Here is a 14,644-nt window from a genome sequence, read left to right as displayed (position 1 = left end):
GTTGTCGCGGACGGCTGAAATCACTCCCCTATGTCCAACCAACGCGGGAATCGCTCATGGCATGGACGCCGGCGTACGCCGGGCCCGCGTGGCCGATGCAGTCGCGCTGGCTCTGAAGGACGCCCCACTCTTCCCGATGGGGGAGCAACTGCCGGGCACGCTCGACGCGCGCGTGGATTCACTCGATCTGAGAGGCGAGCTCAGAGGGCGCGCCATTGCAAGCGCCTACAACGACGTAATGAACATGCCGCAGGCCGACGCTGTGTTCAGCACTTCAGATCCGTATCACTTCATCCAGCGCTCCATCGAGGCAGCGCTCGAACGCGAGCGCCACAGCTACGCATCGGGGATGCAAGCGCTGGACAAGGAAGCCGCCATCGACAGGCTCGTCGATCAATTCCTTGCGGCAGAGGAACAGCTGAAGCAGGAAGCGGTCGACAGAGTGTTTCCTGCCACGCCGGGGCACTAAACCCCGGCAAGGCACGCGGATGTCACCCCATTCGGCGGGCGGCGTGTTGCTGTTCCTGCTCACGCTGTTCGGCACCCATATCAGCCACCAGTGACGGGGCCGCAGGGCCACGCTCCTGCTGGCGGTTGACCTCGGCCACCTGCTCGGTGCTCACGCTTAGCGGCTGCTGGCGGCCGGCCACCACGTCCACCTGCGCCAGGTGGCGGTGCACCGAGCTCAGGTCCTGGGTATCGACCGCGAACACGCGGGTGCGGTCCTCGCTGAGCACCACCCGCTCGATGCGCTCCAGGCCTTCCTGCGAGGCCTTGGCCGCCAGCGCACCGGCCAGCTGGTCGCTCTGCAGATCGGGCACCCGGTTGTGGGCCACGTCGATGCCGTGCACCCCCGACTGGGCGCCCTGGAACATGTGGTAGTGCTTGTGATTGGGATCGTTGATGCCCACTACCAGCGTCGACGGCTCAATGGCGATGCCGGCATGTGCCTCCGCCGGGTGCTGGATGCGCCCGTGCTGCTCCACCAGCTTGCGGGCCTGGGCTTCCTGCTTGACCAGTTCGGCATCCAGGCTGGGGATGACGGTATCGGCCATGCCATGGCGGGCCGCCGATTCGCCGAACGAAGGGCTGAGCTCGTCGATCAACCGCGCAGACTGGGCGAGGTTTGAGAGGTTGTGCAGCGCCAGCGGTAGCGGCCCCGCCGGCACGTGGGTGGCCGCCGCCGTGGTAAGGCCCGCCCCTACTCCGCCCACCGTAGCGAAGACGGCCGGAGCGTGCGAGGTGAGGCCCTTCACATGCGACGCGGCCAGGTCGTAACCGCTGTCCACGTAGGCCCCGGCGGTGGCAAACCCGTTCTGCAGCTTGCCCGCCACCCACTGACCATTGTGGCCGATGGCGGCGGCGCTGCGGTCGCCCACCGCACGGATACCGTCTGCGTCGGACTGCGCGTGGCGGGTGGCGCCTTGCGCCCGGTGTTCGCCATCGTTGCGGGTGCGCTCGGCTTCCTTGGCCAGACGTTCGGAGACGCTGTCCAGGCCGACCTTGTCGGTTATCCACGACAGTGCCGACATGCCACCCGAGCGCGCCTGCGATTCGGCCCGATGCAGGGTGGCTTCGATGCTGCCGGTCAGCTCGCGTCCGGACGCGATCACGGTGGTGGTGGCCTTGGTGCTGACCTGCAAGGTGGCAGAGCCGAAGTTCACCACCTGGCCAATCGCCATGCCCTCGGTCTTGAGCACGACCTCGGCACCATCGCCCACCTTGTCCAGCACGTGCGCGCCGGCGGCGCCCACCCGCTCGACCTGTTCGCCAATGATGCGGCCACCGCGCATGCCGTAAGCCGTGGCATGCAGCGCATGTGACAGCGGGCCGGCAAGCTCGGCCACCTGGCTGGGTGGCGCCACATTCGGGCGGTCGATGATTCCGTGGTTCTTGTCGTTCTTGTCGACCATCTTGGCGTCCAGCAACAGCTCCAGCTTGCCCGCCGCCACGGGGAAGTTTCGCAGCGCCTCCTGCCCAGGCTTGGTCGCCAGCTGTTCGACGAACTGCGCGGCCGAGGTCTGCGCGCCCGCCGGCATCATCTCGCGCAGCTTGTCGCCCACGAGCTTCTGGATGGCCGGTTCCTTCATCAGCATGCCCATCTCATTGGCGAGCACACCGTAGCCCCGGCGCTGTTCTTCGCTGAGCTTCTGCATGCCGTTCTGTACGTCATTCAACACCTCGCCAGCGGTCTGGTAGGTGTGCACGGTCTGCTGCGGATTGAAGGTGGGGAGACCGTTGTCTTTGGCGAAACGCGCGGGCGTGTCGGGATGCAGACCGGCCGCGTTGAAGGTGGTGGCACGGGCACCCGTGACGGCGGAGGCGGCGGACGCCATGCCGCCGCCGAGGGAGTGGCCGGCGATTTCGAAGTTGCCGCCGGTCTTCTGATTCAGCATCGCACCCAACTGCATCGCGCGATCGTAGTAATCGCTGCGCATCCCGATGCCCTGCTGGCCATTGTTGAGGAAGTCCTCACCACCAGACTCTCGCCGGCCGCTCGGTGCACCAGGGTCGACAATTTGCCCGGTCGAGCCTTTAAACACCAACACCGGCTTGGCGTGCTCGCCGAACACGCTTTTGTCGGGAATATAGATTTCCGCACGGAAGCCGGAATCGGGCGGCTGCAGGCGCGTACGGATTTCGACGTCTGACATCTCGATTCCAGCGGCGCGCAGCGCTGCGGGATCCAGACTCGCACGCGTCCATCCCGCAGGCGGCTCACCATCATGGTTGGCCGAAAGATAGACGTCCGCAGCGAGACCGGACATCTCGCGCGCGTAATAGGTTTCCTGGAGTCGGTCTGCCTCATTGTCATTGCCGCTGTCGCGCAGCTGCTGGACGAGAAGGTTCTGCTCCTGGATGGCGCGCGTGCGCGCCTCGTTGTCGGGACCACTCATGGCATGCTCCATTGCACAGTGAAGGCGCGCGATCCCCCCGAGCCGCGCTGGTTATCGAATAGCAGAACACTTTGCTAATGTCACCCCTTCAGGGGCTCAACATCAGGATGATCATGCGCATCAGTCTTCACAACACGATGACAAAAGCCCTTGTAAGTGCGGCATGGCTCACACTTTTCCTAGTCAACGGATGTGCGGCATCGTCTTCACATGGTGCCGCAGACTACTTCGACGGAAATGCATTGCAACTGGCTATCGCTGCCGAGAAGGGTGACGCGACAGCGATCCGACACTGGATCAAGGATGAAGGTGTCGATCCCGATACTACCTTTGCCCGTCGGGATGGAATTCCACTACTCGCATGGCCACTGCGTGCCCGAAATGTGGAGGGGCTGCGCGCGATGCTCGACAACGGCGCCGATCCGAATTCGCGGCAAGTGCGTGAGATAAACGGCGAACCTTTCAAGTTCAACAACGCCATGGTGTACGCCGTGCGGCTGGACGATCCAGCCTTCCTGCAGCTGCTGCTCAAGCATGGCGGCGACCCCAATACGCGAAGCAGTGGCGGCGAGTCGCTGCTGTTCCAGGCGTTTATCAACGGAAATCAGTGGAAAAACGTTCAGCAGCTGGTTGAAGCGGGAGCGAAGGTAAACGAAAACAACCTAGGCAAGGCTGATACGGTGTTGAGCTGGTACACCGCTCGCGGTGGTTTTGACTCAGCATACTGGCTGCTGGAGCACGACGCGGACCCGAGACTCTCCGCACCTGCTGCTGTGGGATCAACCAGTCCCGCACGTCAGATGATGGTGGAAGACATCTATTGGGAAATCACCACGCCCGACCTTCTTCCGTGGCAGAAAAAGTGCCAGCAATGGCTGATAGCGCGCAACATCCCGCGACCGCCGATGCCTGAGCACATCCGCAAGAAGCGAGAAGCCTTTGGCTACCCCACGAAGGAAGAAGATATTCCCTTGTTGTGAGGCTGCCGGGCAGAGCCCGCATTACCGAACGGCCGGGCAGAGCCCGGCGCTACGGTGCCGCGCCGCTCTCACGCAGCAGCGCGCTGCCCAGCGGCAGGTGCATGTTCACCCGCGCTGCCACGCAGTCGATGCGGAAGCGGCGCGCGCGCACCGGCTCGCCGTCCAGGTTCAACGTCATGGGTTCATCGGCGTCGATCTCCACCCAGGGCGCACGCGCGCGCTCGGCCACCTGCTCCAGCGCGCCCGCCTTGCCGCCCTTCACCAGCGCACCGAGCGTGGAGGCGACTTCGCCGCTGAGTTCGGGAATGACGGTGACATCCAGCAGACCATCATTCACCAGCGCATCCGGGCACAGGACCTGGCCGCCGCCGGCCTGGCGGCCGTTACCGATGCCCAACGCGATGAAGCCGCCGGCCCATTGGAAATCGGGCGTGCGCAGTCGGGCTTGGATCGGCTCGATGCGCCCCAGCCGTGAGATGCCAGTGAGCAGGTAGGCCAACCCACCCAGCACCTTCTTCAGGCCCTCATCGGTCTCCACGGTCACCTCGGTGCCGAAGCCACCGCTGGCCACGTTGGCGCACCACAAGCGTTCGCCATCGGCCTCGATGCGCAGCAGGTCGACCGGGCAGGCCGGCTGGGCCTGGATCAGCAACAGCGCCTGCAGCGGATCGTCGGGGATGCCCGCCGCCGTGGCGAAGTCGTTGGCGGTGCCAAGCGGGACCAGCCCGAGCGTGGGCAGTGCGTCAGCCGCTTCATCGCGGTGCGCCAAGGTTTCAGCCACCTCGCTCAGGGTGCCGTCGCCGCCGGCGGCGATAATGGTGTCCACCCCGTGCTCGATCGCTTCGGCCACATGACGCTCGGCATCGCCGTCTTCCCAGGTCACCCGCACCTCCAGCGTCACTCCCTGCTCGCGAAGTGCATGCACCGCCGCGCGCAGGTCGTCGTTGCCGGTGGACTTGCCATTGAGGATCAGACGCCAGCGGGGACCACGCATGCAGCACTTCCACGGTAGGGGGAGGCGCAGGCTAGCAGTGCGGTGTTTCAGCCCCGGTGAACGTCATCAAACGGTCACCGACCGCCCGGAGAATGGAAGGCCATAGCAAGGATGATGGATGGAGGCAGGATCAGCCTCCCGCTATACCCGGGACCGCATTCGCAAGAGTGCGGTCTTTTTTCGTCCGCGCGCAGGCGCCGTATCGACCAACGGTCGATACCTACCGCGGCTGCGCGAACGCCTTCAACGCCTCGCCTTCCAACCGGTACACCGTCCACTCGCTCTGCGGCTTGGCGCCCGCCGCTTCATAGAACTTGATGGCCGGCTCGTTCCAGTCCAGCACCGACCACTCGAAGCGTCCGCAGCCTTCGGCCACGGCGAGGCGCGCGATGTACTGCAGCAGTGCCTTGCCGGCGCCGCTGCCGCGTTGGGCCGGGCTCACGTACAGGTCTTCCAGGTAGATGCCGTTGCGGCCCAGCCAGGTGGAATAGTTGTAGAAGTACACCGCGTACCCGATGGCCTGGCCATCGACTTCGCAGACCAGCGCGCGCGCCTTGGCGCCCGGCCCGAACAGGCTGTCGCGAATGCCGGCCTCGTCGGTCTGTACCGACGATTCGGCCTTCTCGTAGATGGCCAGTTCGCGGATGAAGCGCAGGATCAGCGCGGCATCGTCGGCGGTGGCGTCGCGGATCTGCAGCGCGGCCGCGGCCATGCTCAGCCCCGCGCCTTGGCGACGTTGTGGCGCATCTGGTCGATCACGTCCTTGTAGCTGACCGGCGCGTTGAAGATGGCCGAGCCGGCCACGAAGGCGTCGGCACCGGCGGCGGCAATCGCGCCGATGTTGTCGGCTTTGACCCCACCGTCGATTTCCAGGCGCACGTCGCGGCCGCTGGCATCGATCTTCTGGCGCACCACGCGCAGCTTGTCCAGCGCCGAGGGAATGAAGGCCTGGCCGCCGAAGCCCGGGTTGACCGACATCAGCAGCACCAGGTCCAGGTCATCCAGCACCCAGTCCAGGATGTCCACCGGCGTGCCGGGATTGAGCACCAGGCCCGGCTTGCAGCCCAGCGAGCGGATCAGCTGGATGGTGCGGTGCACGTGGCGGCTGGCTTCGGGGTGGAAGCTGATGTAGGTCGCGCCGGCCTCGGCGAAGTCCGGAATGATGCGGTCCACCGGCTCCACCATCAGGTGCACGTCGATCGGCGCGGTCACGCCGTGCTTGCGCAGGGCCTGGCAGACCATCGGGCCGATGGTCAGGTTCGGCACGTAATGGTTGTCCATCACGTCGAAGTGCACCCAGTCGGCGCCGGCGGCAAGCACGTTGTCCACTTCCTCGCCGAGGCGGGCAAAGTTCGCGGACAGGATGGAGGGGGCGATGATGCAGTTGGACATGGCCGGTGCCTTGAGGACGTAGAGAGGGGGCCGCGCGCGCTCAGCGCTTGCGCAGGGTCTTGATGCGGTCGTAGGCGGCGTTGAGCTGGCGCGATTTGCGCTCGGCCTGCTGGCGCAGCTCCGGAGCGGCGCCGACGACCTTGTCGGGGTGGTACTGGGACATCAGCCGGCGGTAGGCCAGGTCGACCTCGGCGTCGGTGGCCTCCGAGGTCAGCCCCAGCTCGCGGTAGGGGTTCTCCCTGTTCAGGCGGAACCAGTCGGCATCGAAGGCATGGCCGATCAGCAGGCCGATCACGGCCCCGAACAGCGGATTGGGCCTGAAAAGCAGGGCGCCAGCGATGAATCCGAGCAGTTTTCCGTACCAGCGCATGGAGGGTCTGGGCGGCCGTGTCAACAAAGGAACCTCATTTTACGTCACAGCGGGCCCAACCCGCTTTACACTAGGCCGCCCGCTGTCTCTGCGGGCCCTCCGGGTGCCCTGGACAGCTGTCTCGACGAAGCCTCAGGAGTGCCCGTGCCGACCACGTTGTTGCAATCCGATCTCCCCGGCCTGCCCTTGCGCCATCGCGGCAAGGTGCGTGATGTTTTCGACATTCCGCGCGAACGGCTGCCCGCCGGCACTCCGCCGGGGGACTACCTGCTGATGGTCGCTACCGACCGTCTGTCGGCCTTCGACGTGGTGCTTCCCGATCCGATCCCGGGCAAGGGCGAAATGCTCTGCCAGGTGTCGAACTTCTGGTTCGCCAAGACCGCGCACCTGATGCCCAACCACCTCACCGGCATCGACGTGGCCAGCGTGCTGCCCGAGGGCGTGGACCCGGCGCTGTATGCCAAGCGCGCGGTGGTTACCCGCAAGCTCAAGCCGGTACCGGTGGAAGCCATCGCCCGCGGCTACCTGATCGGCAGCGGCTGGAAGGACTACCAGCGCACCGGCAAGGTGAGCGGCATCGAGCTGCCCGACGGCCTGCGCCAGGCCGAGCAGCTGCCCGAACCGATCTTCACCCCCTCGACCAAGGCCGCCGTGGGCGACCATGACGAGAACATCGACTTCGATGCGATGGTGAAGGCAGTGGGTGCGGACCTGGCCGAGCGCGTGCGCGACGCCACCCTGCGCATCTACAAGTTCGCCGCCGATTACGCCCGCGAGCGCGGCATCATCCTGGCCGACACCAAGTTCGAGTTCGGCACCGATGCCGATGGCCGCCTGTACATCATGGACGAGATGCTGACGCCGGATTCCTCGCGCTATTGGCCGGCCGACGAGTACGAAGTGGGCACCAGCCCGCCGAGCTACGACAAGCAGTTCGTCCGCGATTACCTGGAAACCCTGGACTGGGGCAAGACCGCCCCAGGCCCGAGCATTCCGGCAGAGATCATCGAGCGCACCCGCGCCAAGTACGCCGAGGCGCTGCAGCGTCTGGCGGGTATCTCGGTGGATTGAGACTGGTGGGTGGAGCCGGGCAGCGCCCGGCTCTACCCGCGTCGGCGGCGGGGTATCCTGTGCGGACTCCGGAGGCTCAATGTCCACGACCACCCAGCTTGTGCGGCCCATCGACCGCTACTTCGCCAGCTACTCTGACGACCACCGCAATACGCTGAACCAGCGCATCCATGTGGTGGCGGTACCGGCGATCCTGTGGTCGGTGGTGGCCCTGCTGTGGTGCCTGCCACCGCTGATCACTTGGTTCCAGAACGGTATCTGGGCCGCCTTCGCGATGTTTGGCGCGTGGTGCTTCTACAACCGGCTGTCGCGGCCGCTGGGCATCGGCATGCTGGTCATGTTCTTCGTGTTCGGCTGCCTGTGCCGCCTGCTGGAGGCCGAAGTCGGCCTGCAGAACCTCCTGTGGCTGGGCATCGGCGTGTTCGTCGTGGCCTGGATCGCGCAGTTCGTCGGGCACAAGTACGAGGGCCGCAAGCCCAGCTTCCTGACCGATCTGACCTACCTGCTGATCGGCCCGGCCTGGGTGCTGGCCAAGCTGTATCGCCGGATGGGTTGGCGGTATTGATCCACCTGCCGGGCAGAGCCCGGCACTACGTGGGCCGATGCGAACCTGAACGAAACGGATGCTCACTGGGGCTGCACACCCGCGGCTCCAGCATCGCTGTGGATGCTCATCTCTCGCCGCGCCCCATTCATGCTGCAGCCAGCTCTGATCGGCTTTCAGGCCCCGTCGTTGCTGGGCCGAGGCCGTTTGACGGGCCAGAACCGGCAAAGTCGCCACGACATTTCCATACGGGCCGAACGGGTCCCGAATGGGGCCGTTTTTCGCACTGAAAAAATGAATCACGCACGTTGCATGCAATTGGTGGCGTAATCGGGTGTATCGGCGGCAAATGCCTGCCTGTTAGACTAAACGGCCTGCTCGTGAATCGCGTATTCCCTGCATGAATCCAAGCCTGCTCCTGCTGCTCGCCCTGCCCTTCCTGCTGGCAGCGGCGGTCGCCATTTTCCGCCGCACGTCGCGCGCGACCGCCGCCTGGCTGGCCGCGGCCGCTCCCGTGGGCGGGCTGGTGCTGCTGGCCACGATGACCCCCGACATCCTCGGCGGCGGGGTGGTGCGCAGTTTCGGCGAATGGCTGCCCCAGATCGGGCTGGCCTTCTCGCTGCGCCTGGACGGCCTGGCCTGGATGTTCGCCGGGCTGGTGCTGGCGATCGGTGCGCTGGTGGTGATGTACGCGCATTACTACCTGAGCCCACGCGACAGCGCCCACCGCTTCTACTGCTACCTGCTGCTGTTCATGGGCGCCATGCTCGGCATGGTGCTCTCGGGCAACCTGCTGCTGCTGATGGTGTTCTGGGAAATGACCAGCATCAGCTCATTCCTGCTGATCGGCTTCTGGTCGCACCGCCAGGACGCGCGCGAGGGCGCGCGGATGGCGCTGGTGGTCACCGGTGGTGGCGGCCTGGCCCTGCTCGGCGGCGTGCTGCTGATCGGCCGCATCGTGGGCAGCTTCGAACTGGATGTGGTGCTGGCCGCCGGCGAGGTGATCCGCGCCCATGCCCTGTATCCGTGGGCGCTGTTCCTGATCCTGGCCGGCATCTTCACCAAGAGCGCGCAGTTCCCGTTCCACTTCTGGCTGCCGCACGCGATGGCCGCGCCCACCCCGGTGTCGGCCTACCTGCACTCGGCCACCATGGTGAAGGCCGGCGTGTTCCTGCTGGCGCGCCTGCACCCGGCGCTGGCCGGCAGCGAGCTGTTCTTCTACACCGTGAGCGGAATCGGGGCGCTGACCCTGCTGATCGGCGCCTGGAACGCGATCTTCCAGCACGACCTGAAAGGCCTGCTGGCCTATTCAACGATCTCGCACCTGGGCCTGACCACGCTGCTGTTCGGGCTGTCCACGCCGATGGCGGTGGTGGCCGGCGTGTTCCACATCCTCAACCACGCCACCTTCAAGGCCTCGCTGTTCATGGCCGCGGGCATCATCGACCACGAAACCGGCACCCGTGACATGCGCAAGCTGGGCGGCCTGCGCCGGTTGATGCCGTTCACCAGCGCGCTGGCGATCATCGCCTCGCTGGCCATGGCCGGCATCCCGCTGCTCAACGGCTTCCTGTCGAAGGAGATGCTGTTCGCCGAGGCGATCACCGCGCAGGGCCCCGAGCCGATGCGCATCGCGGTCTCCATCGCCGCACTGCTGGCCGGCGTGTTCGGCGTGGCCTACAGCCTGCGCTTCGTGCACGACACCTTCTTCGGCAAGGGCCCGCACGACCTGGACCGCGTGCCGCATGAGCCGCCGCGCTTCATGAAGGTGCCGGTAGAGATCCTGGTGGTGGTGTGCGTGGCGGTCGGCGTGGCCCCGGCGATCACCATCGCTCCGGTGCTGCATGCCGCTGCGTCGTCGATCCTGGGCCCGGCCATGCCTGCCTACAGCCTGTCGGTCTGGCACGGCTTCAACATGCCGCTGATGATGAGCCTGGCCGGCGTGCTGGGTGGCATCGCGCTGTACTTCGGGCTGCGCAAACTGATCAACCTGCATGCGGTGATCACCCGCAGCACCGGCCGCAATCTGTTCCACAAGCAGCTGGACCTGGTGTTCGGCTTCGCTCACCGGCTCACCCAGGCGCTGGCCAATGGAAGCCTGCAGCGGATGCTGATGGCGCTGGTGGTGGTGGCCATCGTGGTCGCGGCCGCGCCGTTTGTCGCCAACCCGGTGTCGCCCAACTGGCCCTCGCCGCAGCCGATTCCGCTGCTGGGCTGGGCGCTGTGGCTGGTGATGATGTGCTGCGCGCTGGGCGCGCTGTTCGTCTACCGGCAACGTCTGCTGGCGGTGCTGGTGATGGGTGGCGTGGGCCTCATGGTGTCGCTCACCTTCGTGTTCCTGTCCGCGCCGGACCTGGCGCTGACCCAGTTGCTGGTGGAAATGGTCACGCTGGTATTGATGCTGCTCGGCATGAACTATCTGCCGGTAGAGTCGCCACCGGAGAAATCGCGTTGGCGCAAGCGCCGCGACGCACTGATCGCGGTGATCGGTGGCGGCGGTCTGGCGGCGATGGCGTACAGCGCCATGACCCTGCCGCCCAATACCATGGCCGGCGAAATGCTCGCCCGGGCGTTGCCCGAGGCCTACGGCGAGAACGTGGTCAACGTGATCCTGGTGGACTTCCGCGGCTTCGATACCTTCGGCGAGATCACCGTGTTCGGCATCGCCGCCCTCGTGGTGCACGCCATGCTGCGTCGTTCGCGCATGGCACCGGAGCAGATCATGCCGGGTCCCCCGATCAAGCTGCCGGTGCCGGCCGATCTGGCCCAGATCATGTTCCCGCTCACGCTCACCGTGTCGATCTTCCTGTTCCTGCGCGGCCACAACGCGCCCGGCGGCGGCTTCATCGCCGGGCTGGTGCTCGCCGTGCCGCTGCTGATCCAGTACGTCATCCAGGGCACCACGTCGGTGGAGTCACGCTTCGGCTTCGACTACATCCGCTGCATCGGCGCGGGCCTGCTGATCGCCCTCGTCAGCGGCTGTGCATCGATGCTGTTCGGCGTGCCCTTCCTCACCAGCGGCCATGTGGATCTGGAGCTGCCGCTGATCGGCACGGTGCCGCTGGCCAGCGCGGTCGGCTTCGATACCGGCGTGTACCTGGTGGTGTTCGGTGGCGCGATGCTGGTGCTGTCGATGATGGGCACGATCAAGCCCTCGCGCACCCGCAACGCCCGCAAGGGCGAGATCGATCCCAACCGTCGTTCGGCACGTACCGGGGAGATGCACTGATGGAACTGGCCCTGGCAAGCGCGATCGGCGTACTGAGCGCGATCGGCATCTACCTGCTGCTGCGCGCGCGCAGTTTCGACGTCATCCTGGGTATGACCTTCCTTTCCTATGCCACCAACCTGCTGATCTTCGCCGGTGGCCGGCTGGTCACCGGCAAGGCACCGGTGCTGAAGGAAGGCCTGGACTACCACCTGGGCAATTACACCGATCCGCTGCCGCAGGCGTTGGTGCTGACCGCGATCGTGATCGCATTCGCCATGACGGCGGTGAGCATCGTGTTGGCCATGCGCAGCCGCAGTGACAATCACAGCGACCACGTCGATGCGCACGAGGACGAGTCCGCCGAGACCCCCGACACCGCCCCCGGCCGGGAGGGCGGCGCATGAACCATGCGGTGATCCTGCCCATCCTGATTCCGCTGTTTGGTGCCGCGTGCTCGCTGTTCGTCGAACACCGCCGCTACGGGCCCACCGTGCAACGCAGCGTGGCGTGGACCACGCTGGCGGCGCTGGCCGCGGCGGTGGGGTTGCTGTTCGCGCAGACCGCCGATGGCACCATCGCGGTGTATCTGCTGGGTGACTGGCCCTCGCGCCTGGGCATCGCCCTGGTCGGCGACCGCCTGTCCAGCTGGATGCTGCTCACCACCCTGCTGCTGGCCATTCCCTGCCTGCTGCATGCCTGTTCGGGCTGGGACCGCCGCGCGCCGCACTTCCATGCCCTGTTCCAGTTCCAGCTGGTCGGGCTCAACGGCGCCTTCCTGACCGGCGACATCTTCAACCTGTTCGTGTTCTTCGAGGTGATGCTGATCGCCTCGTACGGCCTGCTGCTCAGCGGCGGGCGCGGCCTGCGCATGCGCATCGGCCTGCATTACGTGGTGTTCAACGTCACTGCCTCGACCCTGTTCCTGATCGCGCTGGGCCTGCTGTATGCCTCGCTGGGCTCGTTGAACATGGCCGAGCTTTCGCAGCGCATCGCCGAGGTGCCGGCCAGCCACCTGACCCTGGTCAAGGCCACGCTGGGCCTGCTGCTGCTGGTGTTCTGCAGCAAGGCCGCGTTGATGCCGCTGTACCTGTGGCTGCCCGAAGCCTACGCGCGCGCACCCGCCGCCGTGGCCGCGCTGTTCGCGATCATGACCAAGGTGGGCCTGTATGCGGTGCTGCGGGTCAGCACGCTGTGGTTCGGCGAGGATGCGGGCCCGATGGCCGGGTATGGCAGCACCTGGCTGCTCTGGGCCGGCATTGCCACGCTGGTGCTGGGCGGCCTGGGCGTGTTGGCTGCGGCGCGCCTGCGCGTGCTGATCTCCTACCTGGTGGTGGTGTCGGCGGCAACGCTGTTCATCGCCTTCTCGATCCGCACCCCGCAGGTGCTCTCGGCCGGGCTGTACTACCTGCCGCACAGTACGTTCGTGGCGGCTGCGCTGTTCCTGGTCGCCGACCTGATCCGTCGCCGTCGTGGCGGTGCCAGCGACCGCAAGGAAATCATCGCACCGATGCCGGGCAAGGAAACACCTGCCGTGCTGTTCCTGATCGCCGCGGTGTCGGTGGCCGGGCTGCCGCCGCTGTCCGGCTTCCTGGCCAAGGCAGCGCTGCTGGCCGGTATGCCCGCGCCGTATACCGGCGTGGTGTGGGCGACGGTGCTGGGCAGTAGCCTGATGGTGATCGTGGGCATCACCCGCGGCGGCATCCGCCTGTTCTGGCGCGTGCCGGTGGTGGAAGAAGGCGTGCCGCCGCCCCGCAAGGCACCCACGCGTACCGTTGAACTGTTCGCCGCCGCGCTGCTGCTCTGCTACGGCATCGGCATGAGCGTGTTCGCCAACCCGCTGATGCAGTACACCGATGCCATGGCCACCCAGTTGCTGCATCCGCAGGACTATGTCGGCGAACTGCGCGCGACCACGCCGGAGATCCGCCAGCCATGACGCGCCGACGTTCCCTCTACCGCCGCGTGTTCCCTTCCCCGTCGCTGAGCGTGATGGTGATGGGGTTCTGGGTGCTGATGTCCGACAGCTTCACGCTCGGCCAGATCCTGCTTGGCATGGTGCTGGGCGTCGGCGTGCCGTTGTTTGCCGCGCGGCTGGACCGTGAGTTCGCCCGCATCGGCTCGCTGCGTCCGCTGCCGAAGCTGATCTGCGTGACCCTGTGGGACATTCTGGTATCCAACATCCGGGTGGCCATCCAGGTGCTGGGCCCGGAGCGCCGCATCCATCCCGGCTTCATCTGGTTGCCGCTGGACATCGCCAACATCCACGGCATTGCCGCGCTCACCAGCATGATCACGCTGACCCCGGGCACGGTCTCGGCCGCGTTGTCCGACGACCGCCGCTACCTGCTGGTGCACGTGCTGCACCTGGACGATCCGGACGAACTGATCCGGCAGATCAAATCCCGCTACGAAGCCCCGCTGATGGAGATCTTCCCATGACCGGCTTCACCTTCATCCAGACCACGATGGCGGTGTGCATGCATGTGGTCGGCCTGGCCATGCTGCTGGCCACGTGGCGTCTGCTGCGCGGCCCGACCGTGCCGGACCGCATCCTGGCGCTGGACACGCTGTCGGTGACCGCGATCGCCGAACTGATGTTGTTCGGCATGTACCTCAATTCGGCGGTGTACTTCGAAGCGGCACTGGTGATCGCCATGCTTGGCTTCGGCAGCACCGTGGTGCTGAGCAAGTTCGTGCTGCGCCGGGACATCGTGGAATGATCACCTTCATCCAGGTCGCGCTTTCGCTGCTGCTGCTGTTCGGCTGCTTCTTCATCCTGGTCGGCGCGCTGGGGCTGGTGAAGCTGTCCACGTTCTTCAAGCGCCTGCACGCGCCGACCAAAGCCAGCACGCTGGGCGTGGGCTGCGTGCTGGCCGGTTCGGTGCTGTACCACATTTTCCTGGGCGAGGATCCGCAGCCGCGCGAGCTGCTGATCACCGTATTCCTGTTCATCACCGCGCCGATCAGCGCGCACATGATGGCCAAGGCGGCGTTGTCGTTGATGATGGAGAAGCGCCCGACGCTGCCGGGGCATGAGACGGCGAAGGAAGAGCAGTTGCCGCCGCCGTGCCCGCGCCTTGAGACCGGGGGGCGCCCTTCTGATGAACGCGTCGCCACGCGCACGGATCCAGCCGCCCCCACGGAATAAACGCTCTAATGGTTGGCGGAACACGCTGGTAGAGCCA

General features: G+C 66.1%; 15 protein-coding genes. 10 read left to right on the top strand and 5 right to left on the bottom strand.

Features of this window, described 5'->3' with window-relative positions; translation table 11 throughout:
* Positions 1-61 precede the first annotated feature (61 nt).
* Positions 62-469 carry a hypothetical protein gene (locus ACREPD_RS00470; protein ID WP_431597450.1) on the top strand — a complete coding sequence of 136 codons (408 nt, stop codon included), beginning with the start codon at positions 62-64 and terminating at the stop codon, positions 467-469.
* 22 nt (positions 470-491) lie between these two features.
* Here ACREPD_RS00470 and ACREPD_RS00465 read toward each other — a convergent pair whose 3' ends face one another.
* The gene (locus ACREPD_RS00465; RefSeq protein WP_431597449.1) at positions 492-2,897 is read right to left on the bottom strand and encodes an XVIPCD domain-containing protein; all 2,406 of its coding nucleotides are present in this window, start codon (positions 2,895-2,897) and stop codon (positions 492-494) included.
* Positions 2,898-3,010: 113 nt separating this feature from the next.
* On the opposite strand from ACREPD_RS00465, the gene ACREPD_RS00460 reads away from it, so the two are divergent.
* Positions 3,011-3,877 carry an ankyrin repeat domain-containing protein gene (locus tag ACREPD_RS00460; protein WP_431597448.1) on the top strand — a complete coding sequence of 289 codons (867 nt, stop codon included), beginning with the start codon at positions 3,011-3,013 and terminating at the stop codon, positions 3,875-3,877.
* Positions 3,878-3,926: 49 nt separating this feature from the next.
* On the opposite strand, the gene yegS is transcribed toward ACREPD_RS00460, so the two are convergent.
* The 4 genes from yegS to ACREPD_RS00440 form a co-directional block, all read right to left on the bottom strand.
* A complete protein-coding gene (yegS, locus tag ACREPD_RS00455; RefSeq protein ID WP_431597447.1) occupies positions 3,927-4,871 on the bottom strand; it encodes a lipid kinase YegS in 945 nt (314 codons plus the stop codon).
* Positions 4,872-5,091: 220 nt separating this feature from the next.
* The gene (locus ACREPD_RS00450; RefSeq protein WP_431597446.1) at positions 5,092-5,583 is read right to left on the bottom strand and encodes an N-acetyltransferase family protein; all 492 of its coding nucleotides are present in this window, start codon (positions 5,581-5,583) and stop codon (positions 5,092-5,094) included.
* Between the two features lie 2 nt (positions 5,584-5,585).
* Positions 5,586-6,263, bottom strand: coding sequence for a ribulose-phosphate 3-epimerase (gene rpe, locus ACREPD_RS00445; protein WP_311183026.1), 678 nt, complete (start codon positions 6,261-6,263; stop codon positions 5,586-5,588).
* Positions 6,264-6,303: 40 nt separating this feature from the next.
* Positions 6,304-6,633, bottom strand: a complete 330-nt coding sequence (locus tag ACREPD_RS00440) for a J domain-containing protein (RefSeq protein ID WP_431597445.1) — start codon at positions 6,631-6,633, stop codon at positions 6,304-6,306.
* 144 nt (positions 6,634-6,777) lie between these two features.
* Between ACREPD_RS00440 and ACREPD_RS00435 the strand changes: the two genes are divergently transcribed.
* The 8 genes from ACREPD_RS00435 (at position 6,778) to ACREPD_RS00400 (ending at position 14,607) form a co-directional block, all read left to right on the top strand.
* Complete coding sequence (locus ACREPD_RS00435; protein WP_421567936.1) at positions 6,778-7,704, top strand: phosphoribosylaminoimidazolesuccinocarboxamide synthase; 927 nt, start codon at positions 6,778-6,780, stop codon at positions 7,702-7,704.
* A gap of 79 nt (positions 7,705-7,783) precedes the next feature.
* Positions 7,784-8,269, top strand: coding sequence for a DUF962 domain-containing protein (locus tag ACREPD_RS00430; protein ID WP_431597444.1), 486 nt, complete (start codon positions 7,784-7,786; stop codon positions 8,267-8,269).
* Positions 8,270-8,648: 379 nt separating this feature from the next.
* Positions 8,649-11,477, top strand: a complete 2,829-nt coding sequence (locus ACREPD_RS00425; RefSeq protein ID WP_431597443.1) for a monovalent cation/H+ antiporter subunit A — start codon at positions 8,649-8,651, stop codon at positions 11,475-11,477.
* Positions 11,477-11,863 (top strand): Na+/H+ antiporter subunit C, encoded by a 387-nt coding sequence (locus ACREPD_RS00420; protein WP_431597442.1) that lies wholly within the window; start codon positions 11,477-11,479, stop codon positions 11,861-11,863. Before ACREPD_RS00425 ends, ACREPD_RS00420 begins: the two co-directional genes overlap by 1 nt.
* On the top strand, positions 11,860-13,395 hold the full coding sequence (locus ACREPD_RS00415; RefSeq protein ID WP_431597441.1) for a monovalent cation/H+ antiporter subunit D: 1,536 nt from the start codon (positions 11,860-11,862) through the stop codon (positions 13,393-13,395). The genes ACREPD_RS00420 and ACREPD_RS00415 overlap by 4 nt, the downstream gene beginning before the upstream one ends.
* The gene (locus tag ACREPD_RS00410; RefSeq protein ID WP_431597440.1) at positions 13,392-13,898 is read left to right on the top strand and encodes a Na+/H+ antiporter subunit E; all 507 of its coding nucleotides are present in this window, start codon (positions 13,392-13,394) and stop codon (positions 13,896-13,898) included. The genes ACREPD_RS00415 and ACREPD_RS00410 overlap by 4 nt, the downstream gene beginning before the upstream one ends.
* Complete coding sequence (locus ACREPD_RS00405) at positions 13,895-14,179, top strand: K+/H+ antiporter subunit F (protein ID WP_068854300.1); 285 nt, start codon at positions 13,895-13,897, stop codon at positions 14,177-14,179. Before ACREPD_RS00410 ends, ACREPD_RS00405 begins: the two co-directional genes overlap by 4 nt.
* On the top strand, positions 14,176-14,607 hold the full coding sequence (locus ACREPD_RS00400; protein ID WP_431597439.1) for a Na+/H+ antiporter subunit G: 432 nt from the start codon (positions 14,176-14,178) through the stop codon (positions 14,605-14,607). Before ACREPD_RS00405 ends, ACREPD_RS00400 begins: the two co-directional genes overlap by 4 nt.
* The last annotated feature ends 37 nt before the right edge of the window (positions 14,608-14,644 follow it).

The organism is Stenotrophomonas sp., from assembly GCF_050737075.1.
Lineage (GTDB): Bacteria > Pseudomonadota > Gammaproteobacteria > Xanthomonadales > Xanthomonadaceae > Stenotrophomonas.
This window is presented reverse-complemented; position numbering and strand designations above follow the sequence as displayed.

Coding starts and splice junctions, on each gene's coding strand:
- ACREPD_RS00470 (WP_431597450.1), top strand. CDS start 62: ATGGACGCCGGCGTACGCCGGGCCCGCGTGGCCGATGCAGTCGCGCTG.
- ACREPD_RS00465 (WP_431597449.1), bottom strand. CDS start 2,897: ATGAGTGGTCCCGACAACGAGGCGCGCACGCGCGCCATCCAGGAGCAG.
- ACREPD_RS00460 (WP_431597448.1), top strand. CDS start 3,011: ATGCGCATCAGTCTTCACAACACGATGACAAAAGCCCTTGTAAGTGCG.
- yegS (WP_431597447.1), bottom strand. CDS start 4,871: ATGCGTGGTCCCCGCTGGCGTCTGATCCTCAATGGCAAGTCCACCGGC.
- ACREPD_RS00450 (WP_431597446.1), bottom strand. CDS start 5,583: ATGGCCGCGGCCGCGCTGCAGATCCGCGACGCCACCGCCGACGATGCC.
- rpe (WP_311183026.1), bottom strand. CDS start 6,263: ATGTCCAACTGCATCATCGCCCCCTCCATCCTGTCCGCGAACTTTGCC.
- ACREPD_RS00440 (WP_431597445.1), bottom strand. CDS start 6,633: ATGCGCTGGTACGGAAAACTGCTCGGATTCATCGCTGGCGCCCTGCTT.
- ACREPD_RS00430 (WP_431597444.1), top strand. CDS start 7,784: ATGTCCACGACCACCCAGCTTGTGCGGCCCATCGACCGCTACTTCGCC.
- ACREPD_RS00425 (WP_431597443.1), top strand. CDS start 8,649: ATGAATCCAAGCCTGCTCCTGCTGCTCGCCCTGCCCTTCCTGCTGGCA.
- ACREPD_RS00420 (WP_431597442.1), top strand. CDS start 11,477: ATGGAACTGGCCCTGGCAAGCGCGATCGGCGTACTGAGCGCGATCGGC.
- ACREPD_RS00415 (WP_431597441.1), top strand. CDS start 11,860: ATGAACCATGCGGTGATCCTGCCCATCCTGATTCCGCTGTTTGGTGCC.
- ACREPD_RS00410 (WP_431597440.1), top strand. CDS start 13,392: ATGACGCGCCGACGTTCCCTCTACCGCCGCGTGTTCCCTTCCCCGTCG.
- ACREPD_RS00405 (WP_068854300.1), top strand. CDS start 13,895: ATGACCGGCTTCACCTTCATCCAGACCACGATGGCGGTGTGCATGCAT.
- ACREPD_RS00400 (WP_431597439.1), top strand. CDS start 14,176: ATGATCACCTTCATCCAGGTCGCGCTTTCGCTGCTGCTGCTGTTCGGC.